Below are 25,499 nucleotides of genomic sequence, written 5' to 3' on the forward strand. Positions count from 1 at the left end.
TTGTGATCTGACGTGCACGTTCAGCAAGATGCACCATTGTCACGGGATGGATTCCCGGCCAGTCGACGGCAAACACCGGGGTAGCGATGCGCGAGTCCGTACAGGCAGAGGTCATGATGAGCTTTCTCGTCTCCGAGGAGCTCTCCTTCCGCATCCCGGTGGGGCTGCGGTACGAGACCTGTGATCCCTATGCCGTACGGCTGACCTTCCATCTGCCCGGAGACGCCCCGGTGACCTGGGCGTTCGGGCGGGAGCTGCTGATCGACGGGGTGGGGACGCCGTGCGGGGACGGTGACGTGCGCATCTCGCCGGCCGGCCGCGACGCGCTGAGCGAGGTCCTGATCCGGCTTCAGGTCGGCGGCGACCGGGCGCTGTTCCGTTCCTCGACGGCGCCGTTGGTGGCGTTCCTTGACCGTACGGACAAACTGGTGCCGCTGGGGCAGGAGGGCGCGCTGGCCGACTTCGACGCCCACCTCGACGAAGCCCTGGACCGCATCCTCGCGGAGGAACAGAGCGCGGGCTGAGGCGCCACAGCAGGGGACGAGGACGCTGGAGTAACGCTTCACCACGGCCTCAGGGGGTGCAGGAACGCTTCGCCGACCGGTCCGGACGGCCCCGGGCCCCGGCCCCGCCTCGGGCCCGGCATCAGCGCCTGCGGCGCCTGCCCCTTCCGCCGCGTGCCGGAGCGGGCACGGTGGCCGGTGCCGCGGCCTGCGCCCGCCCCGGGCGGTCGGCCGAGACCACGAGTGCCGCCAGCGCCGTGGTGACCGGCACCGAGGCGACCAGGCCGATCGAGCCCACCAGCGTGCGCACGATCTCCTCCGCGACGAGCTCACTGGTGGCGACGGTCGACATGCTGCTCTGCGCGATGGAGAACAACAGCAGCAGGGGGAGCGCGGCACCCGCGTAGGCGAGGACGAGGGTGTTGACGACGGAGGCGATGTGGTCGCGCCCGATGCGGATGCCCGCGCGGTACAGGCCGCGCCAGCCCATCGCGGGATTGGCCTCGTGCAGCTCCCAGACCGCCGAGGTCTGTGTCACCGTCACGTCGTCCAGGACACCGAGCGAGCCGATGATCACACCGGCGAGCAGCAGGCCGCTCATGTCGATGGACGGATACAGGCCATGGATCAGACCGGTGCTGTCGTCGGTGTTGCCGGTCAGCGCGGCCCAGCCGATGAACAGCGAGCCCAGGACGCCGATCAGCATCAGCGAGATCAGCGTGCCGAGCACCGCGACCGAGGTACGGGCGGACAGGCCGTGACACATGTAGAGCGCGATCAGCATGATGGCGCTGGCCCCCACGACCGCCACGACCAGCGGGTTCGAGCCCTGGAGGATCGCGGGCAGGACGAAGAGGTTCAGCACCATGAAGCTGATGACCAGCGCGACCAGCGCCATGACGCCCCGCATCCGCCCGACGACCACGACGGCGAGTGCGAAGAGACCGGCCAGCAACGCCATCGGGAAGCGCCGGTCGACGTCGGTGACGGAGTACTGCAAGTCCTTGGGCGCCGAGGGCTCGTAGGCGACCACGACCTTCTCGCCCTGGTGCAGTTGCCGGGACTGGTCGGGCTGCACGACCTCCGTGAACGTACGGCCCTTGTCCTGGCCGGTGTCCATCCGGACCGTGGCCTTCCTGCAGGTCCCGGACTGCTGCTGTTGTGCGGAGGATCCCTCGGCGGTGGAGGTGTCGCCGGTCGGGGTGTCCCCGGAGCTGTTCACCGATCCGCAGCTGAGCTCGACCACCTTGACCACGGTGGCCTGCTGCGTCTGCCGGTCGAACCCCACGCCGGTGCGCTCGTGCGACGGGGCGCCCCCCGGCCACAGCACGGCGAGTCCGGCCGCCACCATGGCGGCGAACGGGATCAGGATCGCCGCGATCACCTTGCGGAGGTGCTTCGACACCGGCGCGGCCGGTCCGTGGCTGTGACTGTGCCCGTGCCCGCCACCGCTCCCCGGGCCGTGTCCATGCCCGCCACCGCTTTCCGGGCCGTGCCCGGCACCGGTCGCGGGGCCGTGTCCGTGGCCGGGACCGGTGGCTTCCTGGCCGTGCCGGAAGTCCTGACCGCGTCGGGGTTCGGGCGGCGGATGGGGGAACTGCTCTGTCGTGGTCACCGCCCGATCATCGCAAGAACGGCACAGGCCCACTGTTCACCGCGCCACAAATGACGCTAGCGTGGTGTCACCTTTGCACACGCGGGAGCTCGGAGCACCGGGCTGAGAGGGCGCTGACCTCCGTCTTCGCGATGTTTCACGTGGAACGTGCGATGTTTCACACGAAACGCCGGCTGACGGACACCGCTGCGTCGACCGCCGAACCTGTTACCGGGTAATGCCGGCGTAGGGAGTAGGTCTCATGACCGACAAGGACGTACGCACGCCTGCCTCCAAGCAGATCTCCGGCGACGAGGAGCGGATCGCTCCCGACGCTTTCGGCGGGGAGGCCGGGAAGTCCATCGGCTGGCACAAGGGCTACGTGGAGGGCTCACGCCCCGATCTGCGGGTGCCGGTCCGTCAGGTGCACCTCACCAACGGGCAGTCCGTCACGCTGTACGACACCTCCGGCCCGTACACCGATCCACTCGTCGGCACCGACGTCCGCAGGGGCCTGCCGCCGTTGCGCGAGAACTGGATCGTGGCTCGCGGCGACACCGAGGAGTACGCGGGCCGTCCCGTCCGCCCCGAGGACGACGGGGTCAAGCACACCTCGCCACGCGGCGGTCTGCGCAACCTCGACGCGGTGTTCCCGGGACGGCCGCGCCTGCCGCGCCGCGGCCGCGCCGGCCGAGCGGTGACGCAGCTCGCCTGCGCGCGCCGCGGCGAGATCACTCCGGAGATGGAGTTCGTGGCCATCCGGGAGAACGTCCCTGCCGAGACCGTCCGCGAGGAGATCGCGGCAGGCCGCGCGGTGCTGCCGGCCAACGTCAACCACCCGGAGATCGAGCCGATGATCATCGGCAAGCGGTTCCTGGTGAAGGTCAACGCCAACATCGGCAACTCCGCGGTGACCTCCTCCATCGAGGAGGAGGTGGAGAAGATGACCTGGGCGACCCGCTGGGGCGCCGACACGGTCATGGACCTTTCCACCGGCCGCAACATCCACACCACCCGGGAGTGGGTGCTGCGCAACTCCCCCGTCCCCATCGGCACGGTTCCGCTCTACCAGGCACTGGAGAAGGTGGACGGCAAGGCCGAGGAACTGACCTGGGACATCTACAAGGACACCGTCATCGAGCAGGCCGAACAGGGGGTGGACTACATGACCGTCCACGCCGGGGTACGCCTCGCCCATGTGCCGCTGACGGCGAACCGCAAGACCGGCATCGTCTCGCGCGGCGGCTCGATCATGGCCGCCTGGTGCCTGGCGCACCACAAGGAGTCGTTCCTCTACGAGAACTTCGAGGAGCTCTGCGAGATCCTCGCCGCCTACGACGTCACGTACTCGTTGGGCGACGGACTGCGACCCGGCTCGATCGCGGACGCCAACGACGAGGCCCAGTTCGCGGAACTGCGCACGCTCGGGGAGCTCGGCCGGATCGCCAGGCGTCTGGACGTACAGACCATGATCGAGGGCCCGGGCCATGTCCCGATGCACAAGATCAAGGAGAACATCGACCTTCAGCAGGAGATCTGCGACGAGGCTCCGTTCTATACGCTCGGCCCCCTGACGACGGACGTCGCACCGGCCTACGACCACATCACCTCCGGCATCGGCGCCGCGATGATCGCCTGGTGGGGCACGGCCATGCTCTGCTACGTCACGCCGAAGGAGCACCTGGGGCTGCCCAACCGCGACGACGTCAAGACCGGTGTCATCACGTACAAGATCGCCGCCCATGCGGCCGACCTCGCCAAGGGGCACCCGGGGGCGCAGGAGTGGGACGACGCCCTGTCCGACGCACGCTTCGAGTTCCGGTGGGAGGACCAGTTCAACCTCTCCCTCGACCCGGACACGGCACGGGAGTTCCACGACGAGACCCTCCCGGCGGAACCCGCCAAGACGGCCCACTTCTGCTCGATGTGCGGCCCGAAGTTCTGCTCGATGAAGATTAGCCAAAGCATCACAGAGCGGTTCGGCGGTGCAGCGGCTGAGGGTGCCACGGCGGAGGAGGTGGCTGAGGGCATGCTGCAGAAGTCAAAGGAGTTCGCGGCGAGCGGGAACCGGGTGTATCTGCCGATCGCCGACTGACGATGGGGAAGGCGGTGCTCTATGGCGTGCTGAACGCGGAGCACCGCCTTCGTCCTCAGCGGCGTTGTGCGTTCGAGGCTGCCTTTCGGCCAGCCTGCTGCCACTGACACCGGCGCCGTAATTGTGTTGCCCCGGTGATCAGGGCTCATGAGACTCGCGGCCATGTCGACTGCCGCGCGCAACCTCACGCTTGAGCACTTCCAGTGGATCGACGGCCATGCCGATGTGTGGAAGATCTTCCGCGATCCTCAGGCGTTGGCCACGGTGGTCCGTGGCCTGGTGGAGCCCTTCAGACGGGAGGGCATCACCGCTGTCTGTGGCATCGAGTCCCGAGGCTTCCTGCTCGGGGCGGCAGCGGCCATCGAACTCGGCGTCGGATTCGTTCCGGTCCGTAAGCAGGCCGGCCTCTTCCCAGGAGGCAAGGTCACCCGCCAGACTGCTCCGGACTACCGCGGCAACCGCCATGAGCTGCGCCTTCAGCGGGCGTCGCTCACCCCGGTGGACCGGGTGCTGATGGTCGACGACTGGATCGAGACCGGCAGCCAGGCGACAGCTGTGAGGTCCATGCTCGATGAGTGCGGCAGCCAGTGGGGCGGTTGCGGCGTGATCGTCGACCAGGCCAGTGACCACTGCCGGTTGGCGCTGGGAGTGCGTGGCATCGTCAGCGCGACGGAACTGCCCGCGTGCAGACCGTCGCACGGGTGTGCAGGTGAAGATCAGGGTCGATGAAGATCTCGCAGGACATTCGTCGTGAGCACGGTGTCAGCCGGGCCGAGATCGTGGAGGGGATGGCGCAGAAGTCGAAGGAGTTCGCGCAGGCGGGGAACCGGGTGTACCTGCCGATCGCGGACTGAGGCTCGCCGATCGCGGGAGGGGCGCTCGTGGTGTGCGGGCGTGCCTGGCGCCCCGGCCCGGCGGATGCGGGGCGGGGCGGTGGGCGCGCACGCCGCCCCTGGGAGCGCGGGCTCGACCCTCGGGCGAGGCGCGGTCCTCGGGGTGAGGCGTGGGTGCGCGGCGCTCGTCAGTCCGGTCGGTGTTCCGGGCCTCCGAAGTCCGGGCTGGTGAAGTCGGGGCTGGAGTAGCGCGGGCGGCGGCTCGGGGCTCCGTCGTCCGGGCTGCTGAAACCTGGCCGGTCGTAGCCGAGTTGCGGTATGCGGCCGGTCGGTGCCGCCGATCCCGTGTGCCCCGGTGCGGGCGAGCGGGGTTCGGCGAGCGCGTCGCGCAGGAACGGCAGGATGCCCCGTTCGAGCAGGGCGTCCTGCCAGGCCTCCCTCGCCTGGGCGACTTCCTCGCCCAGTTCGGCGTAGGCGCCGCTGTCGAACGAGGGACGGTTGCGCAGCGCGGTGAGCAGCAGCCCGGCGGCGGCGGCGAGGATGGCGGCCGCGGTCAGGGCGCCGAACACCCAGCCCGCGGTGATCATGGACTGGGCGAACGCCTGGGTCGGGTCCAGCATCCTCAGGGTGTAGCCGACGAGCAGGAAGAGCGCCGCGGCGGTCCCGGCGAGGACGGGGGCGAGCACCGCGACGACGGCGCCCGCGCCCGCGCCGTGGGTCTCGCCGACCCCGCCCGTGGTGGCGGCGCGCCGGGCGGGCCCCGGCTCGGCGGAACCGGGTTCGCTGAGGCGCGACGGGCCGGCCGGCGCCGGCCGACGCAACTCCTCGCGGACCTTGACGTAGTGGAGGTACTCGGTCGACGCGGCCGCCGTGATGACGGCGGTGGCGCTCAGCGCCATCGTGCGCAGCTGCTCCGAGCTGAGCCGCCGTCCGGCGGCGGCGAGTTCCGGGTGGTGTGGGGCGGAGCGCAGCGCCTCATCGAGGATCCGCTCGTATTCCTGGCGGTCCTCGCTCAGCAGGTGCTGCGGAACGCTGTTCATGTGCATCCCCCGATGCTCCGTAGGGCTTGGGGCTCGCATGGCGGCGAGCCGTCGGGCAGAAACGGAGGGGAGCCTGCTACGGATAAGCCGATGGTAGAGCCGTGACGGCGCGCGGTGACAGGGGGTTTCCACAAATTGGGTGCCGACCGGCGCGGTCGTCTCCGGAGGCGAGCTGCCCGGTGAACCGTCAGATGTCGAGGGGCAGTTGCCGAACCAGCAGCTTTCCGGCCATGGTCACGCCGCCGTCCATCGCGATGGCGAGTCCGTCGGCGTACACGTGCGGTCCCTCCACGACCGGCCCCGCGGACTCGTCGCCGTCCTCGGAGCCGACCTCGCCCAGCAGATAGGGAATGGGGCTGTGGCCGTGAACGATGCGGGTGCCGCCGTACGTATCGAGCAGGGAGCGTACGGCGTCGGCGCCGCCCTCGTCGCGGAAGGAGAAGCGCTTGGTGAACTTGCGGAACAGATCCCAGACTTCGTTCACGTCGTTGCGGGTGAGCGTCTCGTGGACGGTGTCGTTGACCTCTTCGATCGAGGCACCGTAGTCGAGGTAGGAGGTGGTGTCGGAGTGCACGAGCAGGTAGCCGTCGACCGCCTCGACGGCGTCGAGACGGGCCATCCACTGCAGGTGGTGGTCCTGGAGGCGGTCCATGTCGGACTTCTGGCCGCCGTTGAGCAGCCAGGCCGCCCGGAAGGTCGCGGTGCCCGCGCCGGAGTTGACGGGCGTGTCGCCGTACCGTTTGGCGCCGAGCAGCAGCAGTTCGTGGTTGCCCATGAGGGCCTTGCAGTAGCCGCCGGCCGCGGCCGCCTCCGCGGACAGCCGCATCACCAGGTCGATGACGCCGATGCCGTCCGGGCCGCGGTCGGTGAAGTCGCCGAGGAACCACAGCCGCGCGGTGCCCGCGCACCACTGGCCGGCGGAGTCGATGAGTCCCTCGTCCTGGAGGGCGGCGACCAGCTGGTCGAGGTAGCCGTGCACGTCACCGACGACATAGAGGGGGCTGGGGGCGGCGGCGGACTGCCGGGTCGGCGCGGCGACCGGGTCGACCGCCACCTGGAGCGTGTCACCGCGCTTGATGACCGGCAGGTCGCGCTCGGTGGGCGTGTACGCGGCCGGGTAGCCCTCCTTGGGCGCCGCGGGGGCCGCGGGGGCCGTCTCGGCAGACCGGGCCGTCTCGGCGGGGTGCGCGCCGCGGGCGTACGGACCGGTCTCGTTCACGTATCCGGGAACCCGGAAGTCGCGCAGCGTAGCCGTCCGCTCCGCCTCGGGTCCCTGACCGGCCCCCTGAGTCATCGACCCCTCCACCATCGCGCCGCCTCTGCACCGCTTCGGACTGCCTGGTCGCAGCGGCCCGCGGTGTCGTGGGCCCATCATAGGAACGCGGATCGCGCCGTGTGATGACCCAGGGGTGGTGAATCGGGACTGGACTCCGGTTCACCGTGGCTTTCGCCCCGATTGGACAGTCTTCGGCGACCCCGCGGCCACCCGTGTTCCGCGACACGGTGTTCTGCGACACGGTGTTCCGCGATGCCGTGTCCTGCGACACCCTGTCCCGCGATTCCGCGGCCGCCCGTCTCCTAACGGTCCTCCGACACACGTGGCGGGCTGACCGTTCTGCGCTGGGTGCGCCGCTGGGACGAGGTGCGCACGATCAGCTCGGTCGGTATGACCTGCTCGACCGGCTGCTCCGACTGGACCCCTTCGATGGCGTCGATGAGGAGCTGGACGACCGCCGTGCCGATCCGGCGCGGCTTCAGGGACAGCGTGGTGATGGGCGGCTCGGTGCTGGCGTACACCGTGGACTCGCTGCAGCACACCAGCAGCAGGTCGTCGGGGACGCGCAGGCCGTAGCGGCGCGCGGCGGCGAGCAGGTCGGTGCCGTTGGGGTCGAACAGTCCGTAGACGGCGTCGGGTCGGTCGGGCCGGGCCAGCAGCCGGTCGGCGGCGACGGCGCCCGCGCACGGGTCGTGGGCGGGGTAGGCCTCGTACACCGGGTCCTGGCCGACGCGCTTGCACCACTGGAGGTAGGCGGTCGTCGACAGGTGGGTGTAGGTGTCCGTCGTGGTGCCGGTGAGCAGGCCGATACGGCGGGCGCCGGCCTCGGCGAGGTGGTCGAGGATGCCGAGGACGGCGGCTTCGTGGTCGTTGTCGACCCAGGCGGTGACCGGGAGCGCGCCGGCCGGGCGGCCGTCACTGACCACCGGTAAGCCCTGCCGCACCAGTTCGCTGACGACCGGGTCCTGGTCGGAGGGGTCGATGACGACCGTGCCGTCCAGGGCGACGTTCGACCACACGTCGTGGCGCGAGGTCGCGGGCAGGATCACGAGGGCGTAGCCGCGGGCGAGCGCGGCCGAGGTGGCGGCGCGGGCCATCTCGGCGAAGTACGCGAACTCGGTGAAGGTGAAAGGTTCATCCCCGTACGTCGTCACGGTCAGGCCGATGAGGCCCGACTTGCCGGTGCGGAGAGTCCGGGCCGCGGCCGAGGGGCGGTACCCCAGCCGGTCGGCGACCTCGCGGACATGGCGCCGGGTGGCGTCGGGGAGGCGCCCCTTGCCGTTGAGGGCGTCGGAGACGGTCGTGATGGAGACTCCGGCGGCGGCGGCCACGTCTCTGATGCCCGCCCGGCCCGGTCGGCTGCCTCGGCGTGAGGTTTCCGCGCGGCTCACCTGGTGCTTCCCTGCTGCTGTCATGGCGAGCCGATAGTAGGGCTCTTGCGGTGGGGTAGTGCGGACGCATATGCACGCGTTGACAGGCACGTTTCTGCATGGTCATCAGGGCCCAAGTGCCTTTGAAAACATGTCAGTTACCCGGTGTCATGTTAGGACGTGACGTGGTGGCACGCATGGGCCTGTCGAGCACTCGATGTCTCGAAGAGGTCTCAACTCACCTTCACGAGGGATGCGCGCCACGGCGCAAGCCACCGGCGCACAGATATATGTGTGACGCGCCCCCCGATTCGTGCCTGTTCGTCCGGAGGTGCCGCTGATGTCGCTGTGACGGACGGAGTCGGCCCTCGAGGGGGTGATGGCTTCCGCCCCATACGCAGCGGCGCCCAATCCTCATAAGGTGTGCAGTATTGGATGCCGGTGGTGGTCACGAGGAGGACTGCGGTGAGCGAGACAAGCCCGAAGCTGCGTGCCGAGCTGGAGGGTATCCCCACCTACAAGCCGGGGAAGCCCGCCGCGACCGGCGGTCCGGTGGCGTACAAGCTGTCCTCGAACGAGAACCCCTACCCGCCGCTGCCGGGGGTCATGGAGACGGTGACGGCGGCCGCCGCCACCTTCAACCGCTACCCGGACATGGCGTGCACGGCCCTGACCGAAGAGCTCGCCGAGCGCTTCGCCGTGCCGGCCTCGCACGTGGCCACGGGCACCGGATCCGTCGGTGTCGCCCAGCAGCTGATCCAGGCCACCAGCGGCCCCGGCGACGAGGTCATGTACGCCTGGCGGTCCTTCGAGGCGTACCCGATCATCACGCAGATCAGCGGGGCGGCCTCCGTGCAGGTCCCGCTGACGCCGGGCGACGTGCACGACCTGGACGCGATGCTGGACGCGATCACCGAACGCACGCGTCTGATCTTCGTCTGCAACCCGAACAACCCGACCGGCACGGTGGTGCGGCGGGCCGGGCTGGAGCGGTTCCTCGACCGGGTGCCCTCCGATGTGCTGGTGGTCCTGGACGAGGCCTACCGCGAGTTCATTCGCGACGCCGAGGTGCCGGACGGGGTGACGCTCTACCGCGACCGGCCGAACGTCTGCGTGCTGCGCACGTTCTCGAAGGCGTACGGCCTCGCCGGGCTGCGCGTCGGCTTCGCCATCGCCCACGAGCCGGTGGCGGCGGCGCTGCGCAAGACGGCCGTGCCGTTCGGCGTGAGCCAGCTCGCGCAGGAGGCGGCGATCGCCTCGCTGCGCGCCGAGGACGAGCTGCTGGGCCGGGTCGGCTCGCTGGTGTGCGAGCGCACCCGTGTGGTCGACGCGCTGCGCGGACAGGGCTGGACGGTGCCCGAGACGCACGCCAACTTCGTGTGGCTGCGGCTGGGGGAGCGGACGGCCCCGTTCGCCGCGGCCTGCGAGCGGGCCGGCGTGGTGGTCCGGCCGTTCGCGGGTGAGGGCGTGCGGGTGACCGTCGGGGAGACCGAGGCGAACGACATCTTCCTGAAGACCGCGGAGGAGTTCCGCAAGGAGGTCTGATCCGGTCCGTCACTTGGCGGAGCGCGGCGCAGGGACTCGCGAGACGGGGGTCCCCCCAGGGTTCGGGGGGACCCCCCTTCGCTGTTCGAAAACTGGTGCGCCATAATTGCTTGTGAATGTGAACGCGTTCACAAGCGAGCCCGATTGTTGCCTGTTGTGTAGGACACATCGGGATGAACCGCCGCCGTGATCGCGGTGACGTAAGGAGAGTGACGACGTGGACCTGGCTTTGGCGCCGGAGACACTGGCGCGCTGGCAATTCGGCATCACGACCGTCTACCACTTCCTGTTCGTTCCCCTGACGATCTCGCTGGCCGCCCTGACGGCCGGGCTGCAGACCGCCTGGGTGCGCACGGAGAAGGAGAAGTACCTCAGGGCCACCAAGTTCTGGGGCAAGCTCTTCCTGATCAACATCGCGATGGGCGTGGTCACCGGCATCGTGCAGGAATTCCAGTTCGGCATGAACTGGTCGGACTACTCGCGCTTCGTCGGTGACATCTTCGGTGCCCCGCTCGCCTTCGAGGCACTGATCGCGTTCTTCTTCGAGTCCACGTTCATCGGACTGTGGATCTTCGGCTGGGACAAACTGCCCAAGAAGATCCACCTGGCCTGCATGTGGATGGTGGCGCTCGGCACGATCCTGTCGGCGTACTTCATCCTCGCGGCCAACTCGTGGATGCAGCACCCCGTCGGCTACCGGATCAACGAGGCCAAGGGGCGCGCCGAACTCACCGACTTCTGGGCGGTGCTGACCCAGGACACGGCGCTCACCCAGGTCTTCCACACGCTGTCGGCCGCCTTCCTGACCGGTGGCGCCTTCATGGTCGGCATCGCCGCCTACCACCTCGCCCGCAAGAAGCACGTGCGCGAGATGAAGACCTCGCTGCGGGTCGGCCTGGTCACGGTCGTCATCGCCGGCCTGCTCACCGCGGTCAGCGGTGACGTCCTCGGCAAGGTCATGTTCAAGCAGCAGCCGATGAAGATGGCCGCGGCCGAGGCGCTGTGGGACGGACAGGAGCCGGCGCCGTTCTCGGTCTTCGCCTACGGCGATGTGGACAAGGGTCACAACACCGTGGCCATCGAGGTCCCCGGCCTGCTGTCCTTCCTGGCCAACGACGACTTCACCTCCTACGTCCCCGGCATCAACGACGTCAACAAGGCCGAGCAGAAGCAGTTCGGGCCCGGCGACTACCGGCCCAACATCCCCGTCGCCTACTGGGGATTCCGCTGGATGATCGGGTTCGGCATGACGTCCTTCGCCATCGGCCTCGCGGGACTGTGGCTGACCCGCAAGAAGTTCCTGCTGCCGCAGCATCTGCGCGTCGGCGACGACGAGGTGCCCCACCTGGTGCTGCTGCCGAACCAGGCGCTCGGCCCGCGGCTGACCACCTGGTACTGGCGCATCGCGATCGGGACGCTGGCCTTCCCGCTGATCGCCAACTCCTGGGGCTGGATCTTCACCGAGATGGGCCGCCAGCCGTGGGTCGTCTACGGCGTGCTGCAGACCCGGCACGCGGTCTCCCCCGGTGTCTCCCAGGGCGAGGTCCTCACCTCGATGACCGTCTTCACGCTGCTCTACGCCATCCTCGCCGTCATCGAGGGCAAGCTGCTCGTGAAGTACGTCAAGGCCGGCCCGCCCGAGCTGACGGAGGCCGACCTCAACCCGCCCACGAAGATCGGCGGCGACGAGCGTGACGCCGACAAGCCGATGGCCTTCTCGTACTAGGCCGAGGGAGCTGCACAGCCATGGAACTGCACGACGTCTGGTTCGTCCTCATCGCCGTCCTGTGGACCGGCTACTTCTTCCTGGAGGGCTTCGACTTCGGGGTCGGCATTCTCACCAAGCTGCTGGCCCGGAACCGGACCGAGAGGCGGGTGCTGATCAACACCATCGGCCCGGTCTGGGACGGCAACGAGGTCTGGCTGCTCACGGCGGGCGGCGCCACCTTCGCCGCCTTCCCGGAGTGGTACGCCACGCTCTTCTCCGGCTTCTACCTGCCGTTGCTCGTCATCCTGGTCTGCCTGATCGTGCGCGGGGTCGCCTTCGAGTACCGGGCCAAGCGGCCGGAGGAGAACTGGCAGCGCAACTGGGAGAACGCGATCTTCTGGAGCTCGCTGATCCCCGCCTTCCTGTGGGGCGTGGCCTTCGGCAACATCGTGCACGGGGTGAAGATCGACCGGAACCTCGAGTACGTCGGCGGGGTCGGCGACCTGCTCCACCCGTACGCGCTCCTCGGTGGACTGGTCACCCTGACGCTGTTCACCTTCCACGGCACGGTGTTCACGGCCCTGAAGACCGTTGGTGACATCCGTGAGCGGGCGCGGAAGCTGGCCTTGCGCGTGGGTCTGGTGACGGCCGTGGCGGCGCTGGTCTTCCTGCTGTGGACGCAGGCCCACACGGGCAACGGCAGGAGCCTGGTGGCGCTCCTCGTGGCGGTGGTCACCCTGGTGTCCGCGCTGGCGGCGAACCAGGCGGGGCGCGAGGGCTGGGCGTTCGGGCTGTCGGGCGTCACCATCGTGGCCGCCGTGGCGATGCTGTTCCTGTCGCTCTTCCCGAACGTCATGCCGTCCACGCTCAACCCGGACTGGAGCCTGACGGTCACCAACGCCTCGTCCAGCCCGTACACCCTGAAGATCATGACCTGGTGCGCCGGGATCGCCACGCCGATCATCCTGCTCTACCAGGGGTGGACCTACTGGGTGTTCCGCAAGCGGATCGGCACGCAGCACATCGCCGAACCCGCGCACTGAGTCCGGTGAGGGTGTGTTTCACGTGAAACACACCCTCGGGGCCGAAGGGCATGTTCTCCATGAAACCGATCGATCCACGACTTCTGCGGCACGCCCGTGCCACCCGGCTCTTCCTGGTGGCCGTCGTCGGGCTGGGTGCCATCGGGGCATGCCTGGTCATCGCTCAGGCGATGCTCGTCGCCGAGGTGGTGGTGGGTGCCTTCCAGCACCGGATGCCGGTCACTGAGCTCCGCACTCCCCTGCTGCTGTTGGCCGCGGTCGCCTGCGGCCGTGCGCTGGTCTCCTGGCTGACCGAGCTCGCCGCGCACCGGGCGAGCGCGGTGGTGAAGTCGGAGCTGCGCGGGCGGCTGCTGGAGCGCGCGGCGGCGCTCGGCCCCGGCTGGCTGAGCGGGCAGCGCACGGGCTCGCTCGTGGCGCTGGCGACGCGGGGTGTGGACGCCCTGGACGACTACTTCTCGCGCTATCTGCCGCAGTTGGGGCTGGCCGTGGCCGTCCCGGTGGCGGTGCTCGCCCGGATCGTCACCGAGGACTGGGTCTCGGCGGCCATCATCGTCGGCACCCTGCCCCTCATCCCCCTCTTCATGATGCTGATCGGCTGGGCCACGCAGTCCCATATGGACCGCCAGTGGCGCTTGCTGTCCCAGTTGTCGGGGCACTTCCTGGACGTCGTCGCCGGACTGCCGACCCTGAAGGTGTTCGGCCGGGCCAAGGCGCAGGCGGAGTCGATCCGGCGCATCACCGGGGAGTACCGGCGGGCGACCATGCGCACGCTGCGGATCGCCTTCCTGTCCTCCTTCGCCCTGGAACTGCTCGCCACGCTGTCGGTGGCGCTGGTCGCCGTGACGATCGGCATGCGCCTCGTGAGCGGCGACCTGGACCTCTACATCGGGCTGGTCATCCTCGTGCTCGCGCCCGAGGCGTACCTTCCGCTGCGTCAGGTGGGCGCGCAGTACCACGCGGCGGCGGAGGGACTGGCGGCGGCCGAGGAGATCTTCGCCGTGCTGGAGACCCCCGTGCCGGAGTCCGGTACCGGGGCCGTGCCCACCGGGGCCCTGACCTTCGAGGACGTGAGCGTCCGCTATCCCGGACGGTCCGCGGACGCGGTGACGGGTGTGTCCTTCTCCGTGCGGCCCAGGGAGACGGTCGCGCTCGTCGGGCCGAGCGGTGCGGGCAAGTCGACGCTGCTGAACGTCCTGCTGGGGTTCGTGCGGCCGAGTGCGGGCCGGGTGCGCGTCGCGGAGGCCGATCTCACCGACGTCGATCTGGAGCAGTGGCGCTCGCGCATCGCGTGGGTGCCGCAGCGGCCGCATCTGTACGCGGGCACGGTCGCCGAGAACGTACGCCTGGCACGGCCCGACGCGGACGACGCCGCGGTGCGCGGGGCGCTGGCCGACGCCGGTGCGCTGGAGTTCGTGGACGCGCTGCCGGAGGGACTGGACACCCGGCTCGGAGAGGACGGGACCGGGCTCTCCGCCGGGCAGCGGCAGCGGCTCGCGCTCGCCCGGGCCTTCCTCGCCGACCGGCCCGTCCTGCTGCTCGACGAGCCGACGGCCGCCCTGGACGGAGCGACCGAGGCGGAGGTCGTGGAGGCGGTGCGCCGGCTGTCCGCGGGCCGGACGGTGCTCCTTGTGGTGCACCGGCCCGCACTGCTGGACGTGGCGGACCGGGTCGTGCGTCTTGCCGGGACCGAGTCCCCCGCGCCGGTGCCGGCCGTGGCCGGCCCGGCCGAGCCGCGTCCCGCGCGCACGACGGAACCCGGACCGGCCTCGACTCCGGTTGCCGAAGCCGGGACCGAGGTCACCACCGTCACGCGGGGTGTCCTCGCCCGGGTACGGGCCATGTCCGGCCCCCGGCGCGGCCGGCTCGCCCTCGCCCTGCTGCTGGGCAGCCTGGCGCTCGGCAGCGCGGTCGGGCTGATGGCGACCTCCGGCTGGCTCATCTCGCGGGCGTCCCAGCAGCCGCCCGTGCTCTACCTGATGGTGGCCGTCACCGCGACCAGGGCCTTCGGCATCGGACGGGCGGTCTTCCGGTACGCGGAGCGGCTGGTCTCGCACGACGCGGTGCTGCGGATGCTCGCCGACACCCGGGTGGCCGTCTACCGGAGGCTGGAGCGGCTGGCACCCGCCGGGCTGCGCCGGATGCGCCGCGGCGATCTGCTGACACGGCTCGTCGCCGACGTGGACGCCCTCCAGGACTACTGGCTGCGCTGGCTGCTGCCCGCCGGTGCGGCCCTGACCGTGTCCGTCGCCTCCGTCGCCTTCACGGCCTGGCTGCTGCCGGAGGCCGGGGCGGTGCTCGCGGCGGGCCTGCTCGCCGCCGGGGCGGGCGTCCCGCTGGTCACCGGGGCCGTGGCCCGGCGCGCCGAGCACCGGCTCGCCCCCGCGCGTGGCGCCCTGGCCACCCGCGTGACCGAACTGCTCACCGGAACCGCCGAACTGACCGTCGCCGGCGCCCTGCCCGCCCGCACCGCCGAGACCCGGCGGGCCGACCGGCTGCTCACCCGGATCGCCTCGCGCGCCGCCGCCGCCACCGCGCTCGGCGACGGGCTCACCGCGCTGGTCTCCGGACTGACCGTCGCAGCGGCCGCCCTGGTCGGCGCCCAGGCGGTCGCCGACGGGCGGCTCGGCGGCGTGAGCATGGCGGTGGTCGTCCTCACCCCGCTGGCCGCCTTCGAAGCGGTCCTCGGCATGCCGCTCGCCGTGCGCTACCGGCAACGGGTGCGCCGCAGCGCGGAGCGGGTGTACGAGGTCCTGGACGCCCCCGAACCCGTCCACGAGCCCGAGCGGCCCCGGCAGGCGCCCGCCTCGCCGTTCCCGCTCTCCGTCAGGAACCTGACGGCACGGCACGCGGGGCAGGACCGGGCGGCGCTCACCGGACTCGACCTGACGCTCCGGGAGGGCCGCAGGGTCGCCGTGGTCGGTCCGTCCGGCTCCGGCAAGACGACGCTCGCCCAGGTCCTGCTGCGCTTCCTCGACCCGGAGACGGGCACCTACACCCTTGGCGGCGTCGACGCCCGCGCCCTGGCCGGCGACGACGTACGGCGGCTGGTCGGTCTGTGCGCCCAGGACGCGCACCTCTTCGACAGCTCGGTCCGCGAGAACCTGCTGCTCGCGAAGAAGGACGCGACCGAGGCCGACCTGCGGGACGCCCTCGCGCGGGCCCGGCTGCTCGGCTGGGTCGACGCCCTGCCCGACGGGCTCGACACGCTCGTCGGCGAGCACGGTGCGCGGCTGTCGGGCGGTCAGCGTCAGCGGCTGGCGCTGGCCCGTGCGGTCCTCGCCGACTTCCCGGTGCTGGTGCTCGACGAACCCGCCGAACACCTCGACCTGGCGACCGCCGACGCGCTCACCGCCGATCTGCTGGCCGCCACCGAGGACCGTACGACGCTGCTCATCACCCACCGCCTGGCCGGGCTGGCGGCCGTGGACGAGGTGATCGTCCTCGACGAGGGACGTGTCGTCCAGCGAGGACCGTACGCGGAACTGGCCGCGCTGCCGGGACCGCTGCGGCGGATGGCCGAACGGGAGGCACAGACGGAGCTGCTGGTGGGCGCGGGCCAACGGCCCGTTCGCGGGCCGTTGCCGGCGGGCGGGTCGCCCGCTACGGCCGCTCCCCCAGCAACCGCTCGATGATCACCGCGACGCCGTCCTCGTTGTTGGCGACCGTCCGTCCGGACGCCGCGGCGACCGCGGCGGGGTGCGCGTTGCCCATGGCGTAGGAGCGGCCGGCCCAGGTGAGCATCTCGACGTCGTTCGGCATGTCGCCGAAGGCGACGACCTCCTCGTGCGAGATGCCGCGCTCGGCACAGCACAGGGCCAGCGTGCTCGCCTTGGAGACGTCCGGGCCGCTGATCTCCAGCAGGGCGCTGGGGCTGGACCGGGTGACGGTGACGCGGTCGCCGGCGGCGAGGCGGGCGACGGTGAGGAAGGCGTCGGGGTCCAGCGTGGGGTGGTAGGCGAGGATCTTCAGGATCGGCTGGTCGGCACCGACTCCGTCCGGCGCCAGCAGTTCCTCGGCCGGTGCGAGGACGTCGGCCGACTCCATGTGCAGCTTCGGATAGACCGGTTCCTGATGGAAGCCGTAGGTCTGCTCGACCGCGTACACCGTGCCCGGTGCCGCCTCGCGCACCAGCCGTACGGCCTCCAGTGCGTTCTCCCGGGCCAGCTCCCGCACCGTCACGAAGCGATGGGCGCCGGGACCGCCGTGCAGGTCGACCACGGCGGCGCCGTTGCCGCAGATCGCCAGACCGTGGCCGTGGACGTGGTCGCTCACCACGTCCATCCAGCGGGCCGGGCGGCCGGTGACGAAGAAGACCTCGATGCCCGCCTCCTCGGCCGCCGCCAGGGCGGCGACCGTGCGCGGGGAGACCGACTTGTCGTCGCGCAGCAGGGTGCCGTCGAGGTCGGTGGCGATCAGCCGAGGCGGAACGCCGGGGGTGCCACCCCGTTCGAACGAGGTCGAGAGCTGGGGTGAGGCCGGGGTCTCGGGTCGTCGAGTCGCTGAGGTCACCGCGACATTGTCGCCTATATGTCCGCACGATCGTGCGAGAGTTCGCACATCTGAGGGGTTGCCTCGGTCACGTCAGCTGGGAGGACGCTTCCAGCGCGATCTGTTCGAAGACCTTCTGGTCCGCGGCGAAGTCCGAGTCCGGGATCGGCCAGTGGATCACGATCTCGGTGAACCCCAGCTCCCGGTGCCGGCCGGCGAAGTCGACGAACGCGTCGAGGGACTCGAGGGGACGGCCGCGGTCGGGGGTGAATCCGGTGAGCAGGATCTTGTCGAGCGCGGAGGCGTCACGGCCCGCCGCGGCGCACGCGGCCGCGAGCTTCTCGGTCTGGGCGCGAAGGGCCTGGACGGACTGCTCCGGTGTGCCGTCCTCGTAGAGCTTCGGGTCACCCGTGGTCACCCAGGCCTGCCCGTACCGTGCGGCGAGCCGCAGCCCGCGCGGTCCGGTCGCGGCCACGGCGAACGGCAGCCGGGGCCGCTGGACACAGCCGGGAATGTTCCGGGCCTCGTGCGCCGAGTAGAAGTCGCCCTCGTACGACACTCCGTCCTTGCCGTCCTCGGTCAGCAGCCGGTCGAGCAGCGCGACGAACTCCGCGAAGCGGTCGGCCCGCTCCCGGGGCGTCCATGGCTCCTGCCCGAGCGCGGTGGCGTCGAAGCCGGTGCCGCCCGCGCCGATGCCGAGGGTGATCCGCCCCCCGGAGACGTCGTCGAGGGAGATCAGCTCCTTGGCGAGGGTGACCGGGTGCCGGAAGTTCGGCGAGGTCACCAGGGTTCCCAGCCGGATCCGGTCCGTCACGGACGCGGCGGCGGTCAGCGTCGGGACGGCCCCGAACCACGGGCCGTCCCGGAAGCTGCGCCAGGACAGGTGGTCGTAGGTGTAGGCGGCGTGGAAGCCGAGCTGTTCGGCACGCGTCCATGCCGATCGGCCGCCCTCGTGCCAGCGGCGGTACGGAAGGATCACGGTGCTCAGACGCAGACTCATGGACCCGAGCCTAGGGCCTCTCGTGTGGACACTCGCGGTTGTTTCACGTGAAACGGTCACCGCGGGCGACCGGCGGCCGGGGCTGAGGAGGGTCAGTGGGTCGCGGAAAACCGCAGGTAGCGAGGCGGCACGGACTGCGTCAGCCACACACCGTTGGCGCTGACCCGGAAGACATGGCCGTCGCGGTGCATGGCGGCCGCGTCCACCGCGAGGACGACCGGGCGGCCGCGGCGGGCGCCGACCCGGGTCGCGGTCTCACGGTCGGGCGAGAGGTGCACGTCATGCCGGTCCATGGGCCGCAGTCCCTCGCTGCGGATCGCCTCCAGGTTGCGGACCACGGTCCCGTGGTAGAGGTACGGCGGCGGTGTCGCGGTCGGCAGGCCGAGATCGATGTCGATGGTGTGGCCCTGGCTGGCGCGGATGCGGCTGCCCTCGATCGCGAAGCGCCGCTTGTCGTTGGTGGCGACCACGTGGTCCAGCTCCTCGCGGGTGAACCGGAAGCCGTGCGCGGCCGCCGCCGTGATCAGCGTGCCGATCTCGACCCAGCCGCCCTCGTCGAGTGTGAGCCCGATCCTCCCGGGCTGGTGGCGAAGGTGCCTGGCGAGGTACTTCGACACCTTCACGACGCGCTGTTCGTCCATGCCACCAGCGTGCCGGGAGAGACGCGGATCACGCAGGTCAATTTCGCCCGGGAGGTTTGATCCACAGCAAAGTGATGTTGTCCACAGGCTGGAGACCCCAAGCTGTGGACAACTGGGCGCCGATTCAGGCGTGTTGGCCCGGATCCGCGGTACCCAGTGGCGGTTTCACCCGCGCGAGCCGGTGCCGCGCCCGCGGGCTGAAGCGGGACACCACGCGCAGGAGACGGGCCTCCGGCGTCACCGCCACCACCGCCTCGTCGCGTACCACCGCGCGCAGGATCGCGTCGGCCACCTTCTCCGGCGGGTAGCCGCGCCGTCCGTACAGGCGGGCCGCACGCCGCCGACGGCGCTTCTCCTCCTCCGCGTCGACGCCCGCGAAGTGCGCCGTGGACGTGATGGCGGTGTCCACGAAGCCGGGGCAGACCGCCGTAACGCCGATCCCCCGCCCGGCCAGCTCCGCGCGCAGGCACTCGCTCAGCATCAGCACCGCCGCCTTGGAGGTGCTGTAGGCGGGCAGGGCCTTCGACGGCTGGTAGGCCGCCGCGGACGCGGTGTTGACGATGTGGCCGCCCTGTCCCCGCTCGGCCATCCGTCTTCCGAACAGGCGGCAGCCGTGGATCACTCCCCACAGATTGACGTCGAGGACGTTCCTCCAGTCCTCGGGGGTGTGGTCGAAGAACGAGCCGGACAACCCGATGCCCGCGTTGTTCACCAGGACGTCCACCACGCCGTACTCGGCGTCGACCTTCTCGGCCAGCTTCTCCATGGCCTGCTCGTCGGAGACGTCCACCGCCTCGGCCCAGGCGGCCGGCGCGCCGAGCAGCCGGGACTGCTCGGCGGTGCGGGCCGCGGCCTCGGCGTTCCGGTCGACGGCCACCACGCGCGCGCCGGCCCCGGCGAAGGCGTACGCCGTGGCCCGTCCGATGCCGCTGCCCGCGCCGGTGACCAGCACGAGCTGCCCGGCGAAGCGGTCGGCGTACCGCCCGGTGGCGGCCGGCCGCGGCCGCCCGTCCTCGGTGGCCGTGACGAACTCGGTGATCCAGGCCGCCAGCTGGTCGGGCCGGGTGCGCGGGACCCAGTGCCCGGCGGGCAGCGTGCGGCGCACCAGCTCGGGGACCCACTGCTCCAGGCCGTCGTACAGGCACTCCGAGAGGAAGGCGTCGTCGAGCGGGGTGATGAGCTGCACCGGCGCGTGCGCGCGGGCGTCCGCCCGTGGTCGGCGCAGCCGGGCCCGCACGTTGTCCCGGTACAGCCAGGTGCCGTGCGCCGCGTCCCGGGGCAGCGACGAGGTCGGGTAGTCGTCGCCGGGGACCTTCTCGACGCGCCTGAGGATGCCGGGCCAGCGCCTGCCGAGCGGGCCGCGCCAGGCCAGCTCGGGCAGCCTGGGCGTGTGCAGCAGGTACACGTACCAGGACTTGGCGCCCTGGCCGAGGAGCTGGCCCACCCGGCGCGGGGTGGGGCGCCTGACGCGCCCGGCGATCCAGTGGCCGAAGTGGTCGAGGCACGGGCCGGACACCGACGTGAAGGAGGCGATCCGGCCCTCGGTGCGCCGGACGCTGACGAACTCCCAGGACTGCACCGAGCCCCAGTCGTGCCCCACCAGGTGCACCGGCCTGCCGGGGCTCACCGCGTCCGCGACCGCCAGGAAGTCGTCGGTCAGCTTGTCGAGGGTGAAGCCCCCGCGCAGGGGCCGCGGCGCGGTGGAGCGGCCGTGGCCGCGGACGTCGTAGAGCACCACGTGGAAGCGGTCGGCGAGACGCTCGGCCACCGGGGACCAGACCTCCTTGCTGTCCGGATAGCCGTGCACCAGGACGACCGTCGGCCGCTCGGCGTCGCCCAGTTCGGCCACGCACAGCTCGACCCCGCCCGTGCGTACCCAGCGCTCCCGCGCGCCCTTCAGCGTCGTCACGTCTCCTCCGCCCGGGTCGGATCCGGCTGCGTACGTGCCTGTGATGCGGTCCTGGCGACTCTGGCACTTGTTAGACCGACCGTCAACAGGGCGATCCGGGTGCCGGCACTCCGTGGGGTGCCGGGTCCCCTGGGGGCTGACCCCTAAGGTTCCCGTACTACTCGAGAGGGACCCCAAGACGGCTCTGGGGTCTGACGACCGGAGTGGCCCGGATCACTACTGTCGAGGATGTGACTGTGATCGCGACCGAAAGCCTGAGCAAGCGGTTCCCCCGGGTGACCGCGCTTGACCGGCTCTCCGTGGACGTCGGACCGGGTGTGACCGGGCTCGTCGGCGCCAACGGAGCCGGCAAGTCCACACTCATCAAGATCCTGCTGGGTCTGTCCCCCGCCACCGAGGGCCGCGCCGAGGTGCTCGGCCTCGACGTCGCCACCGAGGGCGCCGCCATCCGTGAGCGCGTCGGCTACATGCCGGAGCACGACTGCCTGCCGCCCGACGTCTCGGCCACCGAGTTCGTCGTCCACATGGCGCGCATGTCGGGCCTGCCCCCGACCGCCGCCCGCGAGCGCACCGCGGACACCCTGCGCCACGTCGGTCTGTACGAGGAGCGCTACCGCCCCATCGGCGGCTACTCCACGGGCATGAAGCAGCGCGTGAAGCTCGCCCAGGCCCTCGTGCACGACCCGCAGCTGGTCTTCCTCGACGAGCCGACCAACGGCCTCGACCCGGTCGGCCGCGACGACATGCTCGGCCTCATCCGCCGCATCCACACCGACTTCGGCATCTCCGTCCTGGTCACCTCCCACCTGCTGGGCGAACTGGAGCGCACCTGCGACCACGTCGTCGTGATCGACGGCGGCAAGCTCCTGCGCTCCAGCTCCACCACCGACTTCACCCAGACCACGACCACCCTCGCCATCGAGGTCACCGACAGCGACGAGCACCCGGACGGCACCCGCGCGGTGCGCGAGGCGCTCCAGGCGCGCGGGGTGGAGACCCAGGACGGCACCGGCCTGCCGGGCGCGGGACACGTCCTGCTGCTCACCGCCCAGGGCGAGGAGACGTACGACCTGGTGCGGGACGTGATCGTGGACCTCGGCCTCGGCCTGGTGCGCATGGAGCAGCGACGGCACCACATCTCGGAGGTCTTCCGGGACAGCGACGAACAGCGCGACGCAGAGCGGAAGGAGGCGGTCGGCCATGGCGGTTGAACACACCGCGCCGGCGCCCACGGGCGACCAGACCCGGATCCACAACATCGGCTACCGCAGCTACGACGGCCCCCGCCTCGGCCGCGCCTACGCCCGTCGCTCGCTGTACTCGCAGTCCCTGCGCGGCGCCTACGGCCTCGGCCGCTCGGTGAAGTCCAAGGTGCTGCCGATGCTGCTGTTCGTGGTGATGTGCGTGCCCGCGGCCATCATGGTCGCCGTCGCGGTCGCCACCAAGGCCAAGGGCCTGCCCATCGAGTACACGCGCTACGCCATCATCATGCAGGGCGTCATCAGCCTGTACGTCGCCTCGCAGGCACCCCAGTCCGTCTCGCGCGACCTGCGCTTCAAGACCGTGCCGCTGTACTTCTCACGCCCCATCGAGACCGCCGACTACGTGCGCGCCAAGTACGCGGCTCTGGCCTCCGCGCTGTTCATCCTGACCGCCGCTCCGCTGCTCGTTCTCTATGTGGGCGCGCTGCTGGCGAAGATGGACTTCGCCGACCAGACCAGGGGATTCGCCGAGGGAGTCGTCTCCGTGGCACTGCTCTCACTGCTCTTCGCCGGCATCGGCCTCGTCATCGCCGCCGTCACCCCGCGCCGCGGCTTCGGCATCGCCGCCGTGATCGCCGTGCTGGTCATCTCCTACGGCGCCGTCTCCACCCTCCAGGCCATCGCGGAGGTCCGGAACAACTCCGGCGCCATCCCCTGGATCGGCCTGTTCTCACCGGTCACCCTCGTCGACGGCGTGCAGACCGCCTTCCTGGGCGCGACCTCCTCGGCACCCGGCGGTGTCGGGCCGGGCAGCGGAGAGGGCATCGTCCACCTCCTCGTCGTCCTGGGCCTCATCGCCGCCGCATACGGCCTCCTGCTGCGCCGCTACAAGAAGGTGGGACTGTGACGACCCTCAGCATCGACCACGTCTCCCGCTGGTTCGGCAACGTGGTCGCCGTCAACGACGTCACCATGACGATCGGCCCCGGCGTCACCGGACTGCTCGGCCCCAACGGCGCCGGCAAGTCCACGCTGATCAACATGATGGCCGGCTTCCTCGCCCCCTCCACCGGCACGGTCACCCTCGACGGGCAGCAGGTGTGGCGCAACGAGAAGATCTACCGGCACATCGGCATCGTCCCCGAGAGGGAGGCGATGTACGACTTCCTCACCGGCCGCGAGTTCGTCGTCGCCAACGCCGAACTGCACGGCCTGGGCGACAAGGCCGCTCAGAAGGCGCTCGCCACCGTCGAGATGGAGTACGCGCAGGACCGGAAGATCTCCACCTACTCCAAGGGCATGCGCCAGCGCGTCAAGATGGCCTCCGCTCTGGTCCACGACCCCTCGCTGCTCCTGCTCGACGAGCCGTTCAACGGCATGGACCCGCGCCAGCGCATGCAGCTCATGGACCTGCTGCGGCGCATGGGCGACCAGGGCCGCACCGTGCTGTTCTCCTCCCACATCCTGGAGGAGGTCGAACAGCTCGCCTGGCACATCGAGGTCGTCGTCGCCGGACGGCACGCCGCCAGCGGCGACTTCCGCAGGATCCGCCGTCTGATGACCGACCGGCCGCACCGCTACCTGGTGCGCTCCAGCGACGACCGGGCACTGGCGGCCGCGCTGATCGCCGACCCGTCGACGTCGGGCATCGAGGTCGACCTCGCCGAGGGCGCGCTGCGCGTCCAGGCCGTCGACTTCGGCCGGTTCACCACGCTGCTGCCCCGGGTGGCCCGGGACCACGGCATCCGCCTGCACACGGTCTCGCCCTCCGACGAGTCCCTCGAGTCCGTCTTCTCGTATCTGGTCGCGGCGTAGGAGGCCGAAGATGTACGACCCCACAGTCGCCCGGCTCACCTACCGGGCCCTGCTCGGCCGTCGCCGGGCCCTCATCCTCGGCGTGCTGCCGCTGCTGCTGATCGTGATCGCCACGGCCGTCCGCGCCCTCGCCGGAGCCGACGACCAGACCGCGGTGAACGTCCTGGGCGGGTTCGCGCTCGCCACCATGGTGCCGATCATCGGCGTCATCGCCGGCACCGGAGCGATCGGGCCGGAGATCGACGACGGCTCGGTGGTGTACCTGCTGTCCAAGCCGATCAAGCGGCCGACGATCATCTTCACCAAGCTGATCGTGGCGATCGCGGTGACCATGGTCTTCTCCGCGGTGCCGACCCTGGTCGCCGGGCTGATCCTCAACGGCAACGGGCAGCAGATCGCCGTCGCCTACACCGTGGCCGCGCTGGTCGCCTCCATCGCCTACGCGGCCCTGTTCCTCCTGCTGGGCACGGTCTCCCGGCACGCGGTGGTCTTCGGGCTCGTCTACGCGCTGGTCTGGGAGGCGCTGTTCGGCTCCCTGGTGCCCGGGGCGCGCACGCTGAGCGTCCAGCAGTGGGCGCTGGCCGTGGCGCACAAGGTCTCCGGCGGGGACATGGTCACCTCCGACGTCGGGCTGACGACGGCGACGGTGCTGCTGGTGGTGGTGACCGTCCTGGCCACCTGGTACGCCGGGCAGAAGCTGCGGTCGCTGACCCTCGCCGGCGAGGAGTGAGGCATCCGATCGGGGCCGGGCGGTCCTGCCCGGCCTTGACGGAGGCTTCATCTCCACCCGGGCACACTGGGCAAAGCGTGGCGAAGGAGGAGGGCGTGATGGCGGGCGAAGTGCCGGAGAGCGACGGCCCGGGGAGGACCGGTGACGCGTGGGACGACGTCGTCCTGGACGCCGACTTCATACGGGCCGCCGGCACCACCGAGCCGTCCGCCCGGGCGCGGATGCTCGCCGCGCGCTGGCGGCGCGAGGAGCCCGAGCCCCAGCCGTGGCGCTCCGACGAGCCGCCCGCCGGATGGTTCTTCAGCAAGGCGCGCCGGCGTCGGTGGCGGCGCCGCTGACGAGGGCGTGGGGCGCCCGGTAATTCGGTGGCGCCGAAGCCGTCGTGACGGCACAGTGGTGATGTCCACCGCGCCGGATCGAGTCGGCGCCACGTTCTGGGAGAGGAGCTGGGCGATGTCGATGCACGGCAGTACGCCGAGCTCCCGACAGGGCAGCCCGCGGCGGGCTCCGGAGTAACTACCGGCTCCGTCGAGCCCGCCCCGCACGGGGAGCTGCCCGGGGCGGCCGCTTCGAGCACGCGAATCCCTTCGCGTGGGCCGCCCACCCGGAGGATTGGCCGAGTGGCAAGGCACCGGCTTGGTTCAAGCCGCGGTCGGGGTCACCCCCCGCGCACGTTCGATCCGTGCATCCTCCGCAGAGACCGAAGG

Annotated in this window: 20 protein-coding genes, 1 tRNA gene, 1 pseudogene and 1 riboswitch; of the genes and pseudogenes, 14 read left to right on the forward strand and 8 right to left on the reverse strand. The window is 70.9% G+C overall.

Annotated features, from left to right (window positions below):
• Positions 1–86: 86 nt before the first annotated feature.
• Positions 87–524: an SsgA family sporulation/cell division regulator gene (locus ACIHCX_RS18360; protein WP_400030531.1), complete on the forward strand. Its 438-nt coding sequence runs from the start codon at positions 87–89 to the stop codon at positions 522–524.
• A 121-nt stretch (positions 525–645) separates the two neighbouring features.
• Here the strand turns inward: ACIHCX_RS18360 and ACIHCX_RS18365 are convergent, their stop codons facing one another.
• A complete protein-coding gene (locus ACIHCX_RS18365; protein ID WP_400030533.1) occupies positions 646–2,118 on the reverse strand; it encodes a YibE/F family protein in 1,473 nt (490 codons plus the stop codon).
• A 71-nt stretch (positions 2,119–2,189) separates the two neighbouring features.
• A riboswitch (TPP riboswitch) is annotated at positions 2,190–2,367 on the forward strand.
• Here ACIHCX_RS18365 and thiC point away from each other — a divergent pair.
• The 3 genes and pseudogenes from thiC to ACIHCX_RS18380 all read left to right on the forward strand — a co-directional run.
• Complete coding sequence (gene thiC / locus ACIHCX_RS18370; protein WP_400030535.1) at positions 2,360–4,192, forward strand: phosphomethylpyrimidine synthase ThiC; 1,833 nt, start codon at positions 2,360–2,362, stop codon at positions 4,190–4,192. It overlaps the preceding riboswitch by 8 nt.
• Positions 4,193–4,354: 162 nt before the next feature.
• Positions 4,355–4,921: a phosphoribosyltransferase family protein gene (locus tag ACIHCX_RS18375; RefSeq protein ID WP_400030537.1), complete on the forward strand. Its 567-nt coding sequence runs from the start codon at positions 4,355–4,357 to the stop codon at positions 4,919–4,921.
• Positions 4,915–5,046 (forward strand): annotated as a pseudogene (locus tag ACIHCX_RS18380) (thiamine biosynthesis protein ThiC); the annotation flags it as partial. The gene ACIHCX_RS18375 and the pseudogene ACIHCX_RS18380, both read left to right, overlap by 7 nt.
• A 167-nt stretch (positions 5,047–5,213) precedes the next feature.
• Here the strand turns inward: ACIHCX_RS18380 and ACIHCX_RS18385 are convergent.
• From ACIHCX_RS18385 to ACIHCX_RS18395, 3 genes are all read right to left on the reverse strand, one after another.
• Positions 5,214–6,071 (reverse strand): hypothetical protein, encoded by an 858-nt coding sequence (locus ACIHCX_RS18385; RefSeq protein WP_400030540.1) that lies wholly within the window; start codon positions 6,069–6,071, stop codon positions 5,214–5,216.
• 181 nt (positions 6,072–6,252) lie between these two features.
• Complete coding sequence (locus ACIHCX_RS18390) at positions 6,253–7,374, reverse strand: metallophosphoesterase family protein (RefSeq protein WP_400030542.1); 1,122 nt, start codon at positions 7,372–7,374, stop codon at positions 6,253–6,255.
• Positions 7,375–7,643: 269 nt separating this feature from the next.
• Positions 7,644–8,756: a LacI family DNA-binding transcriptional regulator gene (locus ACIHCX_RS18395; RefSeq protein ID WP_400030544.1), complete on the reverse strand. Its 1,113-nt coding sequence runs from the start codon at positions 8,754–8,756 to the stop codon at positions 7,644–7,646.
• Positions 8,757–9,176: 420 nt separating this feature from the next.
• Between ACIHCX_RS18395 and hisC the strand changes: the two genes are divergently transcribed.
• From hisC to cydD, 4 genes are all read left to right on the forward strand, one after another.
• Positions 9,177–10,256 (forward strand): histidinol-phosphate transaminase, encoded by a 1,080-nt coding sequence (gene hisC, locus ACIHCX_RS18400; RefSeq protein ID WP_400030546.1) that lies wholly within the window; start codon positions 9,177–9,179, stop codon positions 10,254–10,256.
• A 217-nt stretch (positions 10,257–10,473) separates the two neighbouring features.
• Positions 10,474–11,982, forward strand: coding sequence for a cytochrome ubiquinol oxidase subunit I (locus tag ACIHCX_RS18405; RefSeq protein ID WP_400030548.1), 1,509 nt, complete (start codon positions 10,474–10,476; stop codon positions 11,980–11,982).
• Between the two features lie 20 nt (positions 11,983–12,002).
• Positions 12,003–13,007 (forward strand): cytochrome d ubiquinol oxidase subunit II, encoded by a 1,005-nt coding sequence (gene cydB / locus ACIHCX_RS18410; protein WP_400030550.1) that lies wholly within the window; start codon positions 12,003–12,005, stop codon positions 13,005–13,007.
• A 59-nt stretch (positions 13,008–13,066) separates the two neighbouring features.
• Positions 13,067–16,639, forward strand: a complete 3,573-nt coding sequence (cydD, locus tag ACIHCX_RS18415; protein ID WP_400030552.1) for a thiol reductant ABC exporter subunit CydD — start codon at positions 13,067–13,069, stop codon at positions 16,637–16,639.
• On the opposite strand, the gene ACIHCX_RS18420 is transcribed toward cydD, so the two are convergent.
• From ACIHCX_RS18420 to ACIHCX_RS18435, 4 genes are all read right to left on the reverse strand, one after another.
• Positions 16,608–17,516, reverse strand: a complete 909-nt coding sequence (locus tag ACIHCX_RS18420) for a Cof-type HAD-IIB family hydrolase (RefSeq protein ID WP_400030554.1) — start codon at positions 17,514–17,516, stop codon at positions 16,608–16,610. The genes cydD and ACIHCX_RS18420 overlap by 32 nt on opposite strands.
• Positions 17,517–17,583: 67 nt before the next feature.
• The gene (locus ACIHCX_RS18425; RefSeq protein ID WP_400030556.1) at positions 17,584–18,495 is read right to left on the reverse strand and encodes an LLM class flavin-dependent oxidoreductase; all 912 of its coding nucleotides are present in this window, start codon (positions 18,493–18,495) and stop codon (positions 17,584–17,586) included.
• A 92-nt stretch (positions 18,496–18,587) separates the two neighbouring features.
• Positions 18,588–19,136, reverse strand: a complete 549-nt coding sequence (locus ACIHCX_RS18430) for an RNA 2'-phosphotransferase (protein ID WP_400030558.1) — start codon at positions 19,134–19,136, stop codon at positions 18,588–18,590.
• A 124-nt stretch (positions 19,137–19,260) separates the two neighbouring features.
• Positions 19,261–21,045 (reverse strand): SDR family oxidoreductase, encoded by a 1,785-nt coding sequence (locus tag ACIHCX_RS18435; protein ID WP_400030560.1) that lies wholly within the window; start codon positions 21,043–21,045, stop codon positions 19,261–19,263.
• A gap of 236 nt (positions 21,046–21,281) precedes the next feature.
• Here ACIHCX_RS18435 and ACIHCX_RS18440 point away from each other — a divergent pair, with 236 nt between their 5' ends.
• From ACIHCX_RS18440 to ACIHCX_RS18465, 6 genes are all read left to right on the forward strand, one after another.
• Positions 21,282–22,256 carry an ABC transporter ATP-binding protein gene (locus ACIHCX_RS18440; protein ID WP_400030562.1) on the forward strand — a complete coding sequence of 325 codons (975 nt, stop codon included), beginning with the start codon at positions 21,282–21,284 and terminating at the stop codon, positions 22,254–22,256.
• Positions 22,246–23,154, forward strand: a complete 909-nt coding sequence (locus tag ACIHCX_RS18445; RefSeq protein ID WP_400030564.1) for an ABC transporter permease — start codon at positions 22,246–22,248, stop codon at positions 23,152–23,154. Before ACIHCX_RS18440 ends, ACIHCX_RS18445 begins: the two co-directional genes overlap by 11 nt.
• A complete protein-coding gene (locus ACIHCX_RS18450; RefSeq protein ID WP_400030566.1) occupies positions 23,151–24,062 on the forward strand; it encodes an ABC transporter ATP-binding protein in 912 nt (303 codons plus the stop codon). Before ACIHCX_RS18445 ends, ACIHCX_RS18450 begins: the two co-directional genes overlap by 4 nt.
• Positions 24,063–24,072: 10 nt before the next feature.
• Positions 24,073–24,792: an ABC transporter permease gene (locus ACIHCX_RS18455; protein WP_400030568.1), complete on the forward strand. Its 720-nt coding sequence runs from the start codon at positions 24,073–24,075 to the stop codon at positions 24,790–24,792.
• 98 nt (positions 24,793–24,890) lie between these two features.
• Positions 24,891–25,130 carry a hypothetical protein gene (locus ACIHCX_RS18460; protein WP_400030829.1) on the forward strand — a complete coding sequence of 80 codons (240 nt, stop codon included), beginning with the start codon at positions 24,891–24,893 and terminating at the stop codon, positions 25,128–25,130.
• A 268-nt stretch (positions 25,131–25,398) separates the two neighbouring features.
• Positions 25,399–25,486, forward strand: a tRNA-OTHER gene (locus tag ACIHCX_RS18465).
• Positions 25,487–25,499 lie beyond the last annotated feature (13 nt).

Source organism: Streptomyces sp. NPDC052043 (genome assembly GCF_044548235.1).
Classification (GTDB): Bacteria; Actinomycetota; Actinomycetes; order Streptomycetales; family Streptomycetaceae; genus Streptomyces.